Raw genomic sequence first — 19,541 nt, forward strand, 5'->3', positions numbered from 1 at the left:
AACTGCCATGATCGCCACCCAGACCATGATCGCTTCCCAGACAAGGCTGGGCAGTCTTGACGCATTGCGCGGCCTCGCAGCTCTGGGCGTGGTGCTTTTTCATTACCTGCCCTATTACAACGAGCTATTTGGCCATTCATTCAGGTTGCCACAGCTGCTGACAGACACATTGCTGTTTGGCCGTTACGGCGTGCATCTTTTTTTCATCCTCAGTGGCTTTGTCATCTTCATGACCCTTGAGCGTACCCGCAATGCCGCCTGGTTTGGCCTCGCCAGAGGTGCACGGCTGCTGCCTGCCCTGTGGACCGGCATTGTTCTCACCTTCGTATCGGTACACCTTCTGGGCCCGGAAAGCCGTGCTGTAAGCCTTGAAACTGCGCTGCTTAACGCAACCCTGCTGCACGAGTACCTGGGCGCCGAGCACGTGGATGGCGCTTACTGGAGCCTGGTAATAGAAGCCACGTTCTACAGCTGGATGGCGCTGTTTTTCTACTCTCTTCGCGACTGGACCAAGCTGCGCCTGGTTTTCCGGGTCTGGATGCTGATCAGCTACGCCGGCGTAATCTGGTGGAAGCAGATACCCGAGAGCATGGAATTTCTGATCAAGGATCTGATGTTTGTGAAATACGCTCCGTTGTTTATCGGCGGCATCCTGATATACCGCATCTACCGATACGGGCGACCGGCAACCGGAGATGCCATATTGCTGGCACTGGCTGTGTGCCATGGTCTGCTGGCGTACAAAATGCCCTACAGCCTTTTTGTACTGGGTTGCTTCACGGTGTTTGCCCTGGCCGTCGCCGGGCGCTTGAATTGGCTGGCAAACCGTCCCATGCTCTGGCTCGGCAGCCTTTCATACAGCCTGTACCTGGTGCATCAGAACATTGGCTATGGCGTGATTACCTGGAGCTACCAGGCGGGCCTGCCCGGCTGGCTCGGTGTCTGTCTCGCCCTTGCCACTGCATTGCTTCTGGCTTCTGCTATTCACTACAGTATTGAAAAACCCGCGTTGCGACAGTTCCGGGCCTGGCGAAGCCGTGCAGAAACAACCCAGACCCAGGCAGCAACTGCCAGGGCAATCGACTAGACTGTTGTTCAGTCACTGTTCTGAACACATACCTGACCGATGGAGCTAGGCCATGGAGATAAAAACCTTTGAGGACCTGATTGACTGGACCCGCCAACTGCACTCGCATCTGGCAAAATGCCTGCACGAATCTGCCGGAAAGCACAATAATGAACGCGCCAGTGCCCTGCTGGACTACATTGCACGCCATGAGTCATTGCTCGCGGAAGCTGTGGCGGAGTTTGAAAAACAGGCCGACCCCAAAGTTCTGCACACCCGCCTTTATGATTATCTGAATCACAAGCCTTTCACGCCGGGCCAGGCCTGTGATGCAAGATTCACAACCCTCGGGTTTGAAGACATAGCGCGGGAAATTTTCGAGTTCCATGATCAGGTGATGGATCTTTACGATTCGCTCATTGGCAAGGCAGAGATCGAAGGCGCCAAGACCCTCCTGGAAGATTTGCTGGCACTGGAGAAACACGAAGCCATGCAGCTGTCCAGCCAGATTGGCAGAATGAGAGACATCTGACGCCAACTACGACCTAAGTCTTAGGCGGGGCGATTTTTCATTTCGTCGGTTTGCAATACTTGCTAATGTGAACCAGTTGTGAGGCTTCCGTCAGAGAAGCCCATGCTCTACCCACAAAAATGACAAAAGGATACAAGAGCAATGAAAATCCGTTCCGTTTTCTCTGCGGCGGTGCTCGCCGTGGCAGCAACTTTTGCTTCTACCCAGGCCCTGGCTCAGGAAACATTTACCCTCAAACTGGCCGAAACCTGGGGGCCGAATTTCCCGATTTTCGGAGACACCACGAAGAATTTCGCCAAATCCGTTGAGGCCATGTCGGATGGGCGCCTGAAGATCCGGATAGATTCGGCCAACAAGCACAAGGCTCCACTTGGCGTTTTCGATATGGTCAAGGCGGGGCAATACGACATGGGGCACTCGGCTTCATACTACTGGAAGGGCAAGGTTCCAGAGACCCTGTTTTTCACCAGCATGCCATTCGGCATGAACGCCATAGAACAGTACGCCTGGTTCTACCATGGCGGCGGCATGGAACTGATGCAGGAAGTGTATGAACCTCATAACATGCTGTCCTTCCCCGGTGGTAACACTGGCGTTCAGATGGGCGGATGGTTCCGCAAGGAAATCAAATCGCTGGATGACCTGGATGGGCTGAAAATGCGTATCCCGGGCTTCGCCGGTGAAGTCTTTGCAGAAGTAGGCGTTAACCCCACCAATATCGCTCCGGGCGAGCTGTACACCGCGCTTGAGCGTAACACCATTGATGCGGTTGAGTGGGTAGGCCCGGCCCTGGATCTTCGCCTCGGCTTCCAGCAGATTGCCGATTACTACTACACTGGCTGGCACGAGCCCGCGACCGAGCTTCAGTTCCTGGTGAACAAGCAGGTATGGGAAAAACTGCCTGCCGATTTACAGGAGATTATGCGGGTTGCCATGCGTACCGCCTCCTTCAACATGCTGGTACACTCCCAGCACGCCAATGCGGAAGCCTGGGCCAGCATCACGAAGGACTATCCGAACGTACAGATCAAGCAGTTCCCCCAGGATATCTTCCAGGCCATGTATAACGCCAACAAAAAACTCCTGAAAGAAGCCGCTGAAAACAACGAACAGGCGGCGCGGATCATAAAATCCCAACAGGACTACCTCGCCCAAAGCCGTGCCTACTCGAACATCTCGGAGCGCGCATACCTGAACACCATGGGCACAGTAGAGTAAGATACACGCTGTAATGGAGCCGGGATCGCTCTGGGGGTGATCCCGGTTTTGTTGTTTATAGCAATAGCATAATCGCCAGTCCCCTGGCGGAGGATTGTGAATGCAGTGGATTATAAAACTGGATGAGGGCCTTGCCCGCTTGTCCATTCTCTGCGGCTGGGTTGCCTGTGTCGCAATGTTATTGATGGCCGGCAATGTGTTTTATGACGTTATTGCCCGTTACGCATTCAATGAAGTGTCTATTGGCATGCAGGAGATGGAATGGCACCTTTATTCGGTGGTTTTTCTGCTCGGCATTCCCTACGCGCTGCGCACAGACGGCCATGTGCGTGTTGACGTGTTCTATTCCCGCTGGAGCAACAGGGCCAAGGCATGGGTAAACCTGGTCGGTGCCCTGATTTTTGTGATCCCCTTTGCCTGGCTGATCGGCATCTACGGTTACGACTTTGCGGTGGATTCCTACAACATGGGCGAAGGCAGTGGCGACCCCGGGGGCCTGCCCCACCGCTGGCTGATCAAATCGGTTATTCCACTCACGGCCTTTTTTATCGCCACCGCCGGCCTCAATATGGCCACTTTCGCCATCCGCGTGCTGTCTGGTGAAAAAGAGTACGAAGAAGAACACAGCGGGGGTGGCCTCGCATGATTGGCATGATTATGTTCCTTGCGGCCCTCTTCATGCTGATGCTGGGCTTCCCTGTTGCTTTCACCTTTGGTGGTGTAGCCCTGTTTTTCGGCGTATTTGCCGAAGGCATGGATCTGTTTGCCTTCATGCCGTATCGCATCATGAGCGTTATGCAGAATACCGTTTTGATGGCGGTACCGCTGTTTATTTTCATGGGCGTTGTCCTTCAGCGCACCAAACTGGCCGAACAGTTACTGACTTCCATGGGCCGCCTCTTTGGTGGCCTGCCCGGCGGCCTGGCCATTTCCACCATTCTGGTAGGTGCCCTGCTCGCAGCATCCACCGGTGTTGTAGGCGCAAGCGTGGTGGCCATGGGGCTGATCTCGCTTCCGGTCATGCTGGCCCACAAGTACGACAAGCGCCTGGCAACGGGCACCATCTGTGCAGCAGGCACACTCGGCCAGATTGTTCCGCCGTCGATCATTCTGATTATTCTGGGTGACGTACTGGGCCTTCCGGTTGGCGACCTGTTCAAGGCGGCTGTGGGGCCCGGTGTGGTTCTGATCGGCCTTTACATTGCCTACATCCTGATCATGACCCGCTTCAGGCCCGAGACAGCCCCGGCCATGCCGGAAGACGACAGCATTTCCCGCAAAAAGGAAATCATGAACGCGCTGCTGGCGATCATTCCACCGCTGGCGCTGATCGTGATTGTACTGGGCTCAATCTTCACCGGCATTGCAACACCGACCGAATCCTCAGCACTGGGAGGCGTCGGTGCCATTATTCTGGCCATGGTTTATCGCCAGTTTTCCTTCCAGATGGTATGGGATGCATCGAAAGACACGGTCAAGGTAACGGCCATGGTGTTCGCCATCCTGATCGGCGCAACGGCCTTCTCCATGGTTTTCAGTTACACTGGTGGCGACTACCTGCTGGAAGATTGGATGCTGCAGCTGCCCGGCGAGAAATGGGGCTTTATCATCCTCGCCATGCTGGTGATCCTGGTGTTGGGATTTTTCATCGATTTTGTGGAAATTTCCTTCATTATTGTGCCTATTCTGGCACCGGTGGCCGAAGCCATGGGCATCAACATGCTCTGGTTTGCTATTCTGATTGCCATGAACCTGCAAACCAGCTTTCTCACACCTCCTTTCGGATTCTCCCTGTTTTATCTGAAAGGGGTCGCACCACCACAGGTGCGAACGGTGGACATCTATAAAGGCGTGTTACCGTTTATTCTCCTGCAAATTCTGGTGCTGGCCCTGATTGTAATCTTCCCCGAATGGTTCGGTATGAGCTCGTCATACTGAGGTCTCCTGCACAGCCGGGCCGCCTGGCCCGGCTGTTAATATTGCCCCACCCTGCATCGCAACTGAGCTACCCGCTTCACGCTGATCACCGGCATACCTGACAAAAACGGAACTTTTCCTATACTGAAGGGCAACCGGCGGTTCCCGGGTGAGTATTCGGGGCATCATGCCAGCCTTAGCAGTAATGTTCAGGTAATAGGGGAGGATAGATTCCGTGAATCAGAACAGTGCCCAGTCAGGTACAGAGGAGAGCGATAAGAACACAAGGGATAATCAACAGCGCAGTAAATCCCACATCCTGAATCTTCCTCTGCAGGACACTCACGTAGACCGAGCGCCTCACACCCATGAGCGATGGCTGGTGGCCAAGCTTATGCGTATGGCGGGGTCTCCGCCGGTTCGCTTCCGGCTCTGGAATGACGATGTGATTGAGCCCGTGGAAAAACACGCGCGCTTTACCCTGCACCTGTCCGACCCGAAAGCGCTCTACGCGCTGGTTACCAACCCCAACCTGGCGTTTGGTGATCTCTACAGTGCCGGGCGCCTGGATATTGAGGGCGACCTGCCTGAACTGATGGAAACGCTGTACCGCGCTATTCACCGGGCACGCCAGAAGTGGCCGCGCTGGCTTGAAGCCCTTTGGCGCAATCACGCCCCGCGATCAACAGGGCTGTCGGAAGCACGGGAGAATATTCATCATCACTATGACCTGGGCAACGAATTCTATCAGCTCTGGCTTGACCAGGCCGAGATGCAGTACACCTGTGCCTACTACGAACGGCCTGAATTGACTCTGGAGCAGGCACAGCTGGCCAAACTGGAGCACGTGTGCAGAAAGCTCAGGCTCAAGCCCGGCATGACGGTGGTTGAAGCCGGTTGTGGCTGGGGCGGGCTGGCGCGTTACATGGCACGCAACTACAGGGTTAAAGTTCACGCTTACAACATTTCCCGGGAACAGATCGCCTACGCCCGTGAGCAGGCTCGCAAACAGGGCCTGGATAACCTTGTCGATTACGTCGAGGATGACTATCGCAACATTCAGGGCCAGTACGATGCATTCGTGTCTGTTGGCATGCTGGAGCACGTGGGCAAGGATAACTATCCTGCCCTGTCAGAACTGATCAAACGTTCGCTGAAGCCGAACGGTATCGCCTTGCTCCATAGCATTGGCCGCAACCGGCCCATGCTGATGAACGCCTGGATTGAAAAACGGATTTTCCCCGGAGCCTATCCGCCCAGCATCGGTGAGTTCATGGCTCTTTGTGAGCATGGCGATTTCTCGGTGCTCGATGTGGAAAACCTGCGTCTCCATTATGCCCGCACCCTGACTGACTGGATGCAGCGCTTCAATGCTGCAGAAGCGAAAGTTACCGACATGTACGATGAGCACTTTACCCGGGCCTGGCGCATGTACCTGGCCGGCTCTATCGCTGCCTTCCGGGCGGGGTCGCTTCAGCTTTTCCAGGTTGTGTTCACCCATGGCGACAACAATGAGGTGCCGGCAACACGGCAGGATCTGTACAACTTCCCCGCTGCACCTGAAAACACCTGAGGTGACTGGAGATGGAACCCTACGACCTGATTATTGTTGGCGCCGGCCCGGCAGGATCTACCCTGGCGAAAGCTCTGGAAGACAGCGGCAAACGCACCCTGTTGATCGATAAACAGGATTTCCCCAGGGATAAAACCTGTGCGGGCTGGGTAACACCCGCGGTGATAGAAACCCTTGGTATTGACCTGGCCGAGTACGGAAAGGGCCGCACGCTCCAGCCGATACGCCGGTTCCGGATCGGCATGATGGGGCAGCAGGCAGTTGAGAACGATCACGGCAGCGTAGTGAGCTATGGTATCCGGCGTTGTGAATTTGATGATTACCTGCTGGCACGAACCAACACACCCAAACAGCTTGGCACACCGGTCAAAAACATTATCCGCAAAGACGGTAACTGGTTGATTAACGATACCTGGTGCGCTCCCTTGCTGGTGGGCGCCGGAGGGCATTTCTGCCCGGTTGCCAGGCTGATCGGCGATGGCCCGGGGAGCCATGAAACCGTTGTGGCGGCCAAGGAAATAGAGTTCGAAATGACTCACGACCAGGCCAATGCCTGCGAAGCCCGGGGGGACACACCGGAGCTATGGTTCTGCAAGGATCTTAAAGGTTACGCCTGGGTCTTCCGCAAGGGCAACTACCTGAACATTGGCCTGGGGCGGGAAGACAACCACAAGCTGACTGAGCACCTGCAGGACTTCGTGGAAACCATGAAAGCCTCAGGCCGGATTCCTGCAGAACTACCGGGTCGTTTCAAGGGCCACGCCTATTTGCTTTATGACCATGCGGGGCGGGCGCTGGTGGATGACGGCTTGATACTGATCGGTGATGCAGCGGGGCTTGCCTACACCCAAAGCGGCGAAGGTATTCGCCCGGCAATTGAGTCCGCATTACTGGCGGCTGACGTGATCAAACAGGCTCCGGGCTTCTCCGCCAGCTCTTTGCAGGCATACGGCGATGCCATAACGGAGCGTTTTGGCCATCGTGGCTCCGTCAACAAGGAGGGTTTTCAGGTGCCTGACTGGATCCGAATGCCACTGGCCAGCACCCTGATGCGGTCCCACTGGTTCACGCGCAAGGTGGTAACGGAAAGATGGTTCCTGCATCAGGAGGTGCCGGCACTTGTGGCAAACTCATAGTGCCCGGACCTGAAAGGCCGGATACAGAGACTGTGAATACGAAGGGTATGGAAGCGATAGAGCGGCCATCTTGCCGCTCTATCAGTACACCCCGGGCTTAATGGCCCAGGTAACTGCGATACATCCAGACCGTTTTTTCCTGCTGGGAGATGTAGTCGCTCATCAGCGCCACTGTGCCTTCATCCTCGGCATCCCCCGCAAGATTCAGCAAGGCCCGCTGCTTGCCAATCAGTTTGGCAAAACTGTCAACGATATTGCTCATGGCGGTTTTGCCATCAGCAACGTCTTTCTGCTCCGGGATTTCCGAGCGCTCGATGTAGGTACTGTACGCGTGGGAAGGGCGGTGCCCCAGTGTAAGAACGCGCTCTGCAATCTCATCAATCTTGAGCAGCAGATCGTCGTACAACTCTTCAAACTTCAGATGAAGCTCAAAGAAGTTATCACCCTTGATGTTCCAGTGATAGCCGCGCACGTTCATATAGAAAATCTGGTAGTTGGAGAGCAAATCGTTCAGGGAATCCGCCAGCTTGACGGTTTTTTCCTTATCCAGACCAATAAAATTCTTACTCATTATATGCCTCCTTCGTGGCTGTAAAACACAAGCTGGAACCAATAGTGCCAAGGCTCCAGATATCCGTGAAGTTGAGATATCCCATGCCGTCCATAGCGCGGTTCAATCCCGGGCAGAAACCTATACGCCAGGGCCGCAATCGGTGCAGTCGCCTTCTGGCGCCGGCCCGATACTGAGGTTTCGGTTGAGATCTCTCAGTGCAGTTCTTACACCCTCTTCAATCACCGGGTGGTAAAACGGCATATCCAGCATTTCACTGACGGTCAACCGGCGCTGTGCCGACCAGGCCAGCAAATGCGCAATGTGCTCCGCCGCAGGGCCAAACATTTCGGCCCCCATGAACAAGCCGCTGCCGTGCTCCCCGTACACTCTGAGCAAACCGCTGTTCTTGCCGATTACCCGGCTACGGCCCTGATTTTCAAACGATACCTCGCCTACGGCAAAGCAACCGCCGCACCGCTTGTCCACTTCATCAATGGTCATTCCTACGGTGGCAATCTGGGGGTCGGTAAACACAACTGCAAGGGGAGTGCTTCTCTTGCCTGCCCTTACTTCCGGATAAGACGCCGCGTTGTTCCCGGCAATGTATCCCTCGTCTGCCGCCTCGTGCAGCAGCGGCAAGTCATTGTTGGCGTCGCCCGCAATAAAGATGTGGCTCTGGGCGCAACGCAAGGTGTATGAATCGAACACCGGCAAGCCTTGCTCGTCCAGCTCAATATCCGCATTCTGTATATCCAGGCCATCAACGTTGGGCCGGCGCCCGGTAGCCGCGAGCAGGTACTCGAATGTTTCGGTTTTTTCACCGGCGCTGCCGTCGGTAAATGTGACAGCCACTCCGCCATCAACCCGCTCAACCCGCTTCACGTCGCTATCCGGATCCAGCGGGAACTCTTCGTTAAAGCGCTTGAGCGCGTATTCGCGAATGTTGTCATCCTGGATCGGGCCCACAGCGCCGCCCACTCCGAACATTCTCACACGAACACCAAGGCGGCTGAGCGCCTGCCCCAGTTCCAGCCCGATCACACCCGGCCCGAAAACTACTACCGACTCGGGCAGATCCTGCCATTCAAAAATATCATCGTTCACCACCAGCCGGTCTTTCGCTTCTTTCAGAAAACCCGGGATGTTCGGGCGGGAACCGGTGGCGATGATAATCCGCTGGGCGTGGATTTCAGTTTCATTGTTGATAATGAGGCGATTGGGGCCGGCGAAACGGGCATGACCCTTGATCTTATGCTCTTCGGGAAATTTCTCCACAGAGCCGAGGACCGAACCAACAAACCGGTCGCGTTCCGAACGCACCCGCTCCATGATCCGTTTGCCATCAACTTTAATATTGCCGGCACTCACTCCGAACAGGTCTGCCTGCGCCATCTGATAAGCACTGTCTGCAGCCGCAATCAGCAGCTTACTGGGCATACAGCCCACCCTGGCGCAGGTGGTACCGTATTGGTCTCCTTCAATCAGCGCTACTTTATCCGTAACCTTTCGCACGCGGCTGTAGGCCACCATTCCTGCTGTCCCGGCACCGATGATGGCTACATCAACTTCTCGCTTATCCATAAAACAGTCTCCTGGCCGATATTCCCGGAACCCGGGAATGTGGGTAAAACGTTCAATCGTGTATACGCCAGTATAGGGGCCGGAATTGTTTTGTGCGGGGCGTGAAAATACCGGCGAATGAATTTATGCTGACAGCCAGGCTAACAGTCTGACAATTTACGGGTGCAACTCCATAGGCTTTTACCCCTAATCGAAGCAACGAAAACCTGGAAACAGTATAGAGAGAAGCTTGCGTATGACCAGCTACTGGCCGGAATTCCTTACCGTGGCACTGGTACACCTACTGGCCGTTGCCAGCCCCGGGCCGGATTTTGCCGTGATGCTTCGGCAGGCTCTGTGTCAGAGCCGGAAAAATGCAGTGCTCACCGCAACGGGTATCGGCGCCGGCATTCTGGTGCATGTGAGTTATTCGCTACTGGGTATTGGCCTGATTATCCAGCAGTCCATCCTGCTGTTTACCGTTCTCAAGATTGCCGGCGCCCTTTACCTCACCTGGATTGCCGTGCAATGCCTGAAAGCCCGGGCTGGGGGGATTTACGTGGAAACCGGAACGGGCACAATACAGTCCGGCTTTGCCGCCTTGCGTCTGGGCTTCCTGACCAATGCCCTGAATCCGAAAGCCACCCTGTTCTTCGTTTCGTTGTTTTCAGTGATCATAAGCCCGGGCACCCCGGTGGCCGTCCAGGCTGGCTATGGTGCTTACATGGCGCTGGCCACAGGGCTCTGGTTCACCCTGGTTGCCATCTTTTTTACCCTGCCCTCGGTGCGCAAGGGCTTCAACCGCTTCGGCCACTGGCTCGACCGGCTAATGGGCGGTGTCCTGCTGTTGCTCGCCGGTCAACTCCTGTTCTCTACAGTGAGCGGAGCAGAGCCTCAGTCTGCTCCCATCCCAGACACGGGTCGGTAATAGAGCAGCCGAAACGCAAATCATCGCCATCGTCCTGCCGGCCAGCCTCAAGGAAGCTTTCCAGCATCAGCCCGCGGATGCTGGTGTTACCGGAGTGTTTCTGGCGCATCACCTCACGGGCTACATCGATCTGTCGCTCGGCCTGTTTGCAGGCATTATCATGGCTGCAATCCACCATAATGGCAGCACTCAGCCCAGCCTCTGAAAGGCTTTGTGCGGCTTGCTGAATGCTCGCTTCATCGTAATTGGTGATGCCGCGCCCACCTCGCAGCACCAGATGGGTATCCGGATTGCCCGGCGTACTGACCATGACCGGCGCACCATGGCTTGATACACCCAGATGATGATGCGGATGCGCTCCGGACTTCATGGCATTGAGCGCCACGCTGATTCCGCCATCGGTACCATTCTTGAATCCTGCAGGCATTGGCAGGCCGCTGACCATTTCCCGATGGATCTGCGATTCCGTGGTGCGGGCGCCGATCGCCGTCCAGCTCACAAGGTCTCCCAGGTAATCCATAGCGAAGGGGCTGAGAGCCTCGGTCGCCAGTGGCAGGCCCATCTCCGCCAGGTTCAGAAGCAAACGCCGTGACCGCAGCAGGCCTGCGTTGAGGTCTCCGGCCCCTGTGCGCTCAGGGTCGTACAACAATCCCTTCCAGCCCACCGCTGTTCGCGGCTTTTCCAGATATGCACGCATGACAATGAGAAACCTGTTACTGACCGCATCCGCCAGTGTTTTAAGTTTTTCGCCATACTCCAGTGCAGCCACCTCATCGTGAATCGAGCAGGGCCCAACCACGATGAGCGTGCGATCGTCCCTGGCGTGCAGAATGTCCCTTACCGCCTGCCTGTGCCTGCCCACCTGTCGGGCAAGATGCTCGTTCACAGGCAGGCGCTGCCGCAACTCCGCCGGCGTTGGCAGAGCAGTTTCCTGCCTGTGTGTTACGGCGGTGCTGAGTATCTGGCACTCCCTGGCGGTGTTCAAAGGCATGTTCATATCAGTGTTCCCGTTTCCCTGCGTCAGAATCGAAAAAGCCCCGGCTGGGCTACCAGTCGGGGCTTTCTGAATCCGACGGCAGCCTGGTTTTTCGCCGGGCTGCCATCCTCTTTGTACGTATTTTGAAGATACTATGGGCGGCCCTGGCGCTGGCTAAAATAAAAGCCATAACCAAACCACCAGAAAAACACAGCAGCGGCTGCCGCCTTCGGCTTTTGGCCAAAAGCTTGCAGAACATTTAATTGACAGACCGCTTGTGTCGTATTCATGCTTATTAATATATACCCCGGGTTTTCAGCTTGGCAACCCGCAAACCGGTTTTTTCGCAGGCAAACCGGACTCTTCAGGAAAACAGGGCCCAGAAATGACACTGCACCTACAAAAATTCGCCGTCCTGCTCCTCTTTGCAGCAATGCTGATACTGGCATCCGGTGCCAGTACGGCACACGCTGAATCCAGAACCTATCAACTCAACAACCGGCCTGGTGCCGATGTTGCCAGCCAGGTTCGGGAGCTTTATCAGGGCGAGCAGGTTTCTGTGACTGCACGAGGGCAGCAGATTGTGGTTCGCAGCAGCCCGCAGGTGCTGGATGAAATCGGCACACTGATTGACACTCTCGACGTGGCCCCGGCCCAGCTCCGGATTTCCGTGAGATCACAGGAGGATATTGGCGGCAAACGCTCCGGCGGCGGTGTTACCGCCACACGGGATCAGGTTGGCGTAACCGTGGAGCGCAAGGTTACCAGCACCGGCGGAACCCGGGAACGAAGCCTGATGGTAATGGATGGGCAGTCTGCCCATATCACGTCAGGCCAGATACGCACACTGCCCTTCGCAGTGCGCGGTGGCAGAAACCCCGCCGCCATTTTTGAGCAAGTAGAAACCCGCAGCGGTTTCATAGTCAGCCCACAGGTGATTTCTGACCGTGCGGTGGAACTGAGCATTGTCTCTTTCGAGGCGGATCCGGCAGAGCTGAAAGGCTATGAAACCCAGGCTGTTGTCACGATCCGCAGGGTGGAGCCAGGTCAATGGGTATCTTTGGGTAGCACTTCAACCGAATCCACCAGCAAACAATCGGGTATTGCCTACAGCGTAAACAGCAGTCGGTCGGATAACCGAAGCTTTGAAGTGAAAGTGGACGTTATGCCATAACGCTTACACCCGGTTGCGCAACAATACGCTTTTGGCTTCGTTGATCTTTGCCGCGAGATAGTCGCTCCCGCCCCGGTCCGGGTGCATTTTTTGCATCAGGCGACGGTGCGCCATAATGACGTCTTCTCTCGAGCAGGCCACCGTAAGGCCCAGTATGTCGCAGGCTTCACGTTCAGACATACCATTACCGGGTGCCTGGTCGTGACGCTGATGCCCTGCTCCTGGCCCCGCCGTATTGCCATCGCCACCTGAAAAGAAACGGTTCAGCGCGGGCACAAAACGGGCGATTTCCGGCAATTTGCGCAACAGAGGAATCAGCGCAGCCACAGCGGCAGTCAGAACATGCACACGGCCAGTCAAAACCATGAACAAAAGCATGGCGCCACCAACCATGAGAACCACCTTCCAGGTTGCAGCTTTCTTCTTTTCCGCCGACAATCTGCCCCACTGTTTCAGAACTACAAAAAGGGCTGCCGCCAGTGCAATTCCCAGTATCCACTGCATGGTTGATCCTTTACTGATATAACACCGTAATTCTGGCATCTGTTGTTGCAACAAGGCCAGCTACAAACTCCTACAAAGCAGTGACAACTGCACCTTGAATTTTGTAGGATGCTACGCTTTATTGTTGATCAATAATTTCCGCATCCAAACAGTCTGTTGTATGCAAGAACCAGCAGGGGAATACAGCCCAACCGCTTCCCTTACTGTTCGCAGCAAACTCCGGACCAGAAAGAGATTCCCAGGACCTGAATTATGCGCACTGCTTCCCGCTTCCTGATCGCAATCATTTTCCTTGGCGTAGTGCTTGGCGGCATCTTCGGCTACAAGTTTTACCAGTTTGGCCAGATGAAAGAAATGCTGTCGCAACCACAACCGCCTGCTGAAGTCTCCGCCACCGAGGCTCGCACCGAGAGCTGGACACCGTCTATCAAGGCCGTGGGCAGCATCAAGGCGGTTAACGGCATTGAAGTGGCCAACGAGGTGCCTGGCGTTATCGAGAGTATTAATTTCGAGTCCGGCGATACCGTCAAACAGGGCGATGTACTTATTCGCCTGAACACCTCAATCGATGAGGCCGCTGTGCGCACCCGCAGGGCAGAGGCACAGCTTGCGGAGCAGGAATTCAAGCGCATCTCCGATCTGCTGCCAAGACGTGCGGTTTCCCAGTCCCAGTATGACGAATCCAAGGCAAATTTTGACGCTGCCCAGGCCCGGGTTAACGAAGCCGAGGCTCAGTTGAACAAAAAAATAATCCGCGCGCCGTTCGACGGTACCCTCGGTATTCGTATGGTGGACCAGGGCGAATACCTTGCCACAGGCACACCGATTGTCGAGATCAACATGCTCGACCCGATCTACGTGGACTTCACACTGTCGGAAAAGAATCTGCAGAATGTTGCCCGTGACTACTCCGTGGTCACGACCGTTGCCGCTGTTCCTGAGCAGGAATTCAAGGGCAGGATCAGCGCCATCAACACCTCGGTCAATCCGGAAACCCGCACGGTGCGTGTGCGGGCAACGCTGAGCAACCCGGAGAACCTGCTGCGGCCAGGCATGTTTGCAACCATACAGACCCTGCAGCCCGAGGATAACGAAGTGGTTACGGTTCCCCGCACCGCAGTCTCCTACAACACTTACGGCGATTTTGTATTTGTCATCGAGGAGAACGAAGAAGGCGACCTGATTGTCAATCGGCGCAGCATCACCGCAGGCCAGACCCGTGACAAACGCGTTGCTGTTCTTTCAGGCCTTGAAAGTGGCGAGAAAGTGGTTTCCAAAGGACTGCTGAGACTCCGGGCCGGCCAGAAGGTCAAGATTCAGGATGAGAGCCCTGAGCAGAGCCAGGAAAAGCAGCCGCAGGAGGCATCTGAGTAATGCGATTCACCGACATATTCATTCATCGCCCCGTGCTGGCGACGGTGGTCAGCCTCCTGATCCTGCTGCTTGGTGCCCGGGCCGCCATGGAAATGGAAATACGGCAATATCCGGAGCTCGAAAGTACCACGGTAACGGTAACAACGGCCTACCCCGGCGCCAGCTCGGACCTTATCAAGGGCTTTATCACCACGCCGTTGCAACAGGCCATTGCTGAAGCCAGCGGTATTGACTACCTCACATCTACCAGCTCGCAGGGCAAGTCGACCATTGAAGCCAAGATGGTGCTGAACTACGACGCCAATGCTGCGCTGGCCGAAATACAGGCGAAGGTGGCCAGCCAGCGCAACGTTCTGCCGGCTGATGCCCAGGATCCGGTGATCACCTCCACCACCGGTGATTCCACCGCGCTTATGTACATTGCCTTCTACAGCTCGAACATGGCGGTTCCGCAGATTACCGACTATCTGACCCGGGTGGTGCAGCCCAGACTGCAGGCTTTACCCGGCGTTGGTAAGGCACAGTTGCTTGGCCGCAAGTTTGCCCTGCGGGTGTGGCTGGATCCGGAACGACTGGCAGCGGTGGATATGACCCCCACAGAAGTGGTGGCCAAGCTACGCGCCAACAACTATCAGGCGGCCGTCGGCAACACCAAGGGCGTCTATACCGAAATCAGCATGACCAGCGACACGGATGTGGCGGATCCGGACGAATTCCGAAATCTCGTGGTGAAGGAGGCGAATGGAACCCAGATCCGGCTGCAGGACATCGCCAGGGTTGAGCTCGGCTCTGAAACCTACGACGCACTGGCCCTCTATAAAGGCCAGCCGGCAACCTATGTAGCCATCGAGCTGGCCCCGGGTGCCAACCCCCTGACAGTAGCGGGCCTGGTTAAAGACGACCTTCCGGAAATCGAAAGCCAGCTCCCTGGGGACCTGGACGTGCGTCTGGCTTACGATGCATCAGACTTCATTGAAGATTCCATAAGCGAGGTTATTCGTACCCTGATTGAGGCTATGGGTATCGTTCTTGTGGTGGTGTTCCTTTGCCTTGGCTCAATCCGCGCTTCCATCGTACCGTCCGTTGCGGTTCCGCTGTCGCTGATTGGCGGCGCCTTCATCATGCTGATGTTCGGGTTCTCCCTGAACCTGCTTACGCTCTTGTCCATGGTTCTGGCTATCGGCCTGGTGGTAGACGATGCCATCATTATGGTAGAGAACGTGCACCGTCACATCGAAGCCGGCGAATCCCGGTTTGAAGCTGCGCTGAACGGTGCGCGGGAAATGGCGGTACCGATCATTGCCATGACAACCACTCTGGTTGCGGTTTATGCGCCTATCGGTTTTATGGGCGGCCTTGTTGGCTCGCTGTTTACCGAGTTCGCCTTTACGCTGGCCGGCACAGTGGTGATCTCTGGCATCGTTGCGCTCACTCTCTCCCCCATGCTTTCGGGCAAGGTACTCAAGCCGCACGGTAACCCCGGCAGGTTCGAAAGCCTGGTTGAGCGCACGTTCAACGGCATCTCATCAGGTTATAAAACAGCCCTCAGATCACTGATGCAAACCAAGTCCGTGGTCGTGTTTTTCGCGCTGGTGATACTCGCCTCCATTTACTTCATGGCGATGATGAGCCAGAACGAACTGGCTCCCACAGAAGACCAGGGCATTCTGTTCTACCAGGGCCTCGGCCCCCAGACAGCCACCCTGGATTACCTGCTCGAACACGGCCATGAAGTTCAGGACCACCTGGCGTCGGTACCCGGCTACGCCGAAGATTTCATGATTTTGGGTATCACGGCGCCCAACGCCGTATTTGGTGGTTTCAAGATGGAGCCCTGGAGTAAGCGGGACGTCACCCAGTTTGAGGTTCAACCCCAGCTTGATGCCAAACTCAAGAAAGTCACAGGCTTGCAAACAGCGGTATTCCCGCCGCCTGCGCTGCCTGGTTCAGGGGGCGGCTTGCCGTTCCAGTTCGTGATCACTACCGGCAGCAGCTATGAGCAGCTTGACCAGGTGGCTGATGACTTGCTGGGCAAGGCGATGGGCAGCGGCAACTTCATGTTCCTGCAGAAGTCCATCAACTTCGACCGCCCGGTTACCCGCATCAAAGTGGACCGCGACCGGGTTGCCGATCTCGGCCTTTCCATGCAGGACGTAGGGCAGTCGCTTTCCAGCATGCTTGGTGGCGGTTACATCAACCGCTTCAGCATGGAAGGCCGCTCCTATCAGGTAATCCCGCAGGTGGATCAGAAGTTCCGGCTGGATGAACAGGCGCTGAACGATTACTACATCCGCACGGGTACCGGCACTCTGGTGCCCCTGGGCAGTGTGGTGAGCTTTACCCGGGATGTGGAGCCTTCCAACCGCACACAGTTCAACCAGCAGAACTCCCTCACCCTGCAAGGTGTGGTCATGCCGGGTGTGGCTGCGGGTACCGCCATGGATTTCATGGAGCAAACGGCTGAAGAAGTGTTCCCGCAGGGCTTCACCTACGACTACACCGGCCAGACCCGGCAGCTGGCCAATCAGGGCAGCGCGCTGGTGGTCACCTTCTTCCTGTCGCTGCTGGTTATTTACCTGGTGCTTGCAGCGCAGTTCGAAAGCTGGCGCGATCCCTTTATTATTCTGGTTTCGGTTCCCATGTCGATTGCGGGTGCAATGGCGTTTATCGTGCTTGGTTTTGCAACCATGAACATCTACACGCAGGTGGGCCTGATTACGCTGATCGGGGTTGTTTCCAAGAACGGCATACTGATCGTGGAATTTGCCAACCTGCTGCAGAGAGACAGAGGCCTGAATAAAGTAGATGCGGTTATTGAGGCCGCCGCCATCCGTCTGCGGCCGATCATAATGACCTCTCTGGCGCTGATCTTTGCCATGGTGCCACTGCTGCTGGCGGCCGGGCCCGGCGCAGAAAGCCGCTTCGCCATCGGCCTGACCATCAGTGCCGGCCTGGGCATTGGCACCCTGTTCACCGTGTTCGTGCTGCCAGCGTTCTATATCCTGCTGGCTCGTGATCACAACGAGGCACGGGAAGAACAGGCCTAAGAGCAAAAGCCCGGCTAACCAAAAGGCTGGCCGGGCTTTTACGTTGTCAGCCCTGGATGGGCTCTTCGCAGAACACCCGGTCCGTCTCCACGCCGTGCAATAGGTCACACTCTCCTGGCCACATGTTGCAAACTACTCGGGAAACAAACGAAAAGTCTGAATTTTATTGATATGGATCAATTATTGTCTGTCGCGCCTGGCTCCATGGCTGAGGCCTGGCCATCAGGTACCCTTGCCCGCGCTCACACCCCAATTGGCGAAGCTGCTGATACTGGGCCTGGCTCTCTATGCCTTCAGCAACCACCTGTAGCTCCAGTGCCTCGGCGATCCCCAAAATGGCCGACACAATCCGCGAATCACGGTTTGTCGAGGCCACATAGCTGATAAACTGGCGATCGATCTTGAGCACCTGTACGGGTAGATTCTGCAAATAAGCCAGGGAGGAGTAGCCGGTTCCAAAGTCATCAATGGCGATCACCACGCCCTGGTCCCGGAATTCCCGGAGGCACGCGAGGCATTGGCTGGACAAGTGCATGATGTGAGTTTCGGTAATTTCGATTTCCGGCTGCCAACCTATCTCACGGATACGGGCAAACAGGGGACCAATGGCCGTGCGCAGGCGCGAATCTGTAATCTGGCGGGCGGATATATTGATCGCCAGCCGAAAACTGCCGGGCATATCGGGGGGATCGTCTCGCAAGTCGGCCAGAATTGCGCGCACCAGTTGCTGGGTCATTTCATGGATCTGTCCACGGCGTTCTGCAAGCGGCACAAAATCGCCGGGTGATACCGGGCCAAACTCCGGATGATTCCAGCGCAACAACGCCTCCATGCCCACAACCTGCCCCGAATCAAGATCATACTGGGGCTGATAGACCACATGAAACTCATCCGGTGAGGTTTTGAGCGATGCGGTCAAAGCTTCTGAGAGCTGCTGCTCCCGGCGCCCCTGTTCGTCGTCCGCTTCGCTGTATATGCGGTAACAGGAACGGCCCGCAAGCTTTGCCGAATACATGGCACGATCGGCTTTCTGCAAAAGTTCAGCACCACTTTGCCCATGTGAGGGATAAATCGCCGCCCCTATGGAAGCAGACAGAAAATGCTCCCGTTGGCCCACGATTACCGGAGCGCGGAATGCCTGGATCATGCGCTCACAGACCTCATGCAGATCACCAGGCCCCGACAGCTCAACAATGACAGCAAACTCGTCACCTGACAGCCGAGCCACCACATCATCCGCTCCTACCACGCTCTGAATGCACCGGGCGGCCTGCTGCAGCACCCCATCCCCAAACTCGTGCCCATGTAGATCGTTAACAGACTTGAAGAAATCCAGATCAACAAACAAAACGGCAAACCAGCCGTCGCCATGGGAACGCTGACTTACCCGGGCCTTCAGAAACTCCTGGAACAGGGAGCGGTTGGGGAGTTCAGTGAGCGGATCGTAGTATGCCAGAGAAGCAAGATGTTCATCTGCACCGGTTCTCTCCCCCATATCCATAAACATGCCCACATAGGCCTGCTGGTTCTCGTACTCCATGGGGTAAATGCTGAGCCACTGGGGGTAGATCTCACCACTTTTTTTCCGATTCCAGACCAGCCCTTCCCACCGACCGTCGCTGGTCAGAGATTGCCACATGGCCTGATAAAAGTCAGGTGAATGCAGTCCCGAGCTCAGAACCGAAGGTGGCTCGCCCATTACCTCATCGGGCTGGTAACCGGTAACGGCGCGGAACATACGGTTTACATAGGTGATTCTGGGTTCTTTGGTGGCAATCATGATGGCGCGTGGATACTGATCCACCAAAGCCCTGAAATCTTGTTGTTGTTCAAACTGCATGAATAACCTGCTCCCGATCTTCCCGTCTGTCAGCCTCCTCACGCATTATTAGCGTAGTGGGAAACCTGCGCCCATCTATCCACATTACGCAAAAGTGCGCGGTTCAGGTCGAATAATAATTAAATTTGAACATTAATTCACCA

The 19,541-nt window shown here is 55.9% G+C and carries 16 protein-coding genes; 11 read left to right on the plus strand and 5 right to left on the minus strand.

The window, feature by feature from the left end:
- Window positions 1-7: 7 nt before the first annotated feature.
- The 7 genes from CDH48_RS11715 (at window position 8) to CDH48_RS11745 (ending at window position 7,442) form a co-directional block, all read left to right on the plus strand.
- Window positions 8-1,087, plus strand: coding sequence for an acyltransferase family protein (locus CDH48_RS11715; RefSeq protein WP_227521063.1), 1,080 nt, complete (start codon window positions 8-10; stop codon window positions 1,085-1,087).
- A 52-nt stretch (window positions 1,088-1,139) separates the two neighbouring features.
- The gene (locus tag CDH48_RS11720) at window positions 1,140-1,598 is read left to right on the plus strand and encodes an ATPase (RefSeq protein WP_100688928.1); all 459 of its coding nucleotides are present in this window, start codon (window positions 1,140-1,142) and stop codon (window positions 1,596-1,598) included.
- A gap of 141 nt (window positions 1,599-1,739) precedes the next feature.
- Complete coding sequence (locus CDH48_RS11725) at window positions 1,740-2,816, plus strand: TRAP transporter substrate-binding protein (protein ID WP_100688929.1); 1,077 nt, start codon at window positions 1,740-1,742, stop codon at window positions 2,814-2,816.
- A gap of 100 nt (window positions 2,817-2,916) precedes the next feature.
- The gene (locus CDH48_RS11730; RefSeq protein WP_100688930.1) at window positions 2,917-3,462 is read left to right on the plus strand and encodes a TRAP transporter small permease subunit; all 546 of its coding nucleotides are present in this window, start codon (window positions 2,917-2,919) and stop codon (window positions 3,460-3,462) included.
- On the plus strand, window positions 3,459-4,754 hold the full coding sequence (locus tag CDH48_RS11735; RefSeq protein ID WP_100688931.1) for a TRAP transporter large permease: 1,296 nt from the start codon (window positions 3,459-3,461) through the stop codon (window positions 4,752-4,754). The genes CDH48_RS11730 and CDH48_RS11735 overlap by 4 nt, the downstream gene beginning before the upstream one ends.
- A gap of 214 nt (window positions 4,755-4,968) precedes the next feature.
- Complete coding sequence (locus CDH48_RS11740) at window positions 4,969-6,306, plus strand: SAM-dependent methyltransferase (protein ID WP_100688932.1); 1,338 nt, start codon at window positions 4,969-4,971, stop codon at window positions 6,304-6,306.
- 11 nt (window positions 6,307-6,317) lie between these two features.
- Window positions 6,318-7,442, plus strand: coding sequence for an NAD(P)/FAD-dependent oxidoreductase (locus CDH48_RS11745; RefSeq protein ID WP_100688933.1), 1,125 nt, complete (start codon window positions 6,318-6,320; stop codon window positions 7,440-7,442).
- Window positions 7,443-7,539: 97 nt separating this feature from the next.
- On the opposite strand, the gene CDH48_RS11750 is transcribed toward CDH48_RS11745, so the two are convergent.
- Together CDH48_RS11750 and CDH48_RS11755 are read right to left on the minus strand one after the other, a co-directional pair.
- Complete coding sequence (locus CDH48_RS11750; RefSeq protein ID WP_100688934.1) at window positions 7,540-8,013, minus strand: Dps family protein; 474 nt, start codon at window positions 8,011-8,013, stop codon at window positions 7,540-7,542.
- A gap of 120 nt (window positions 8,014-8,133) precedes the next feature.
- Window positions 8,134-9,576, minus strand: a complete 1,443-nt coding sequence (locus CDH48_RS11755; protein WP_100688935.1) for a dihydrolipoyl dehydrogenase — start codon at window positions 9,574-9,576, stop codon at window positions 8,134-8,136.
- 235 nt (window positions 9,577-9,811) lie between these two features.
- On the opposite strand from CDH48_RS11755, the gene CDH48_RS11760 reads away from it, so the two are divergent.
- Complete coding sequence (locus tag CDH48_RS11760) at window positions 9,812-10,483, plus strand: LysE family translocator (RefSeq protein ID WP_100688936.1); 672 nt, start codon at window positions 9,812-9,814, stop codon at window positions 10,481-10,483.
- On the opposite strand, the gene CDH48_RS11765 is transcribed toward CDH48_RS11760, so the two are convergent.
- Window positions 10,428-11,480, minus strand: coding sequence for a 3-deoxy-7-phosphoheptulonate synthase (locus CDH48_RS11765; RefSeq protein WP_100688937.1), 1,053 nt, complete (start codon window positions 11,478-11,480; stop codon window positions 10,428-10,430). The genes CDH48_RS11760 and CDH48_RS11765 overlap by 56 nt on opposite strands.
- Before the next feature lie 364 nt (window positions 11,481-11,844).
- Between CDH48_RS11765 and CDH48_RS11775 the strand changes: the two genes are divergently transcribed.
- Entirely contained in the window at window positions 11,845-12,633 is a 789-nt protein-coding gene (locus CDH48_RS11775; protein ID WP_100688939.1) for a secretin N-terminal domain-containing protein, read from the plus strand.
- Between the two features lie 3 nt (window positions 12,634-12,636).
- Here the strand turns inward: CDH48_RS11775 and CDH48_RS11780 are convergent, their stop codons facing one another.
- Window positions 12,637-13,137, minus strand: coding sequence for a J domain-containing protein (locus CDH48_RS11780; protein ID WP_100688940.1), 501 nt, complete (start codon window positions 13,135-13,137; stop codon window positions 12,637-12,639).
- A 252-nt stretch (window positions 13,138-13,389) separates the two neighbouring features.
- Here CDH48_RS11780 and CDH48_RS11785 point away from each other — a divergent pair, with 252 nt between their 5' ends.
- Both CDH48_RS11785 and CDH48_RS11790 read left to right on the plus strand, forming a co-directional pair.
- Complete coding sequence (locus CDH48_RS11785) at window positions 13,390-14,511, plus strand: efflux RND transporter periplasmic adaptor subunit (protein WP_100688941.1); 1,122 nt, start codon at window positions 13,390-13,392, stop codon at window positions 14,509-14,511.
- Window positions 14,511-17,558: an efflux RND transporter permease subunit gene (locus tag CDH48_RS11790; RefSeq protein ID WP_100688942.1), complete on the plus strand. Its 3,048-nt coding sequence runs from the start codon at window positions 14,511-14,513 to the stop codon at window positions 17,556-17,558. Before CDH48_RS11785 ends, CDH48_RS11790 begins: the two co-directional genes overlap by 1 nt.
- 163 nt (window positions 17,559-17,721) lie before the next feature.
- On the opposite strand, the gene CDH48_RS11795 is transcribed toward CDH48_RS11790, so the two are convergent.
- Entirely contained in the window at window positions 17,722-19,398 is a 1,677-nt protein-coding gene (locus CDH48_RS11795) for a putative bifunctional diguanylate cyclase/phosphodiesterase (protein WP_100688943.1), read from the minus strand.
- Window positions 19,399-19,541: the final 143 nt, after the last annotated feature.

The organism is Marinobacter aromaticivorans (genome assembly GCF_002806975.1).
GTDB classification, from domain to species: Bacteria; Pseudomonadota; Gammaproteobacteria; order Pseudomonadales; family Oleiphilaceae; genus Marinobacter; species Marinobacter aromaticivorans.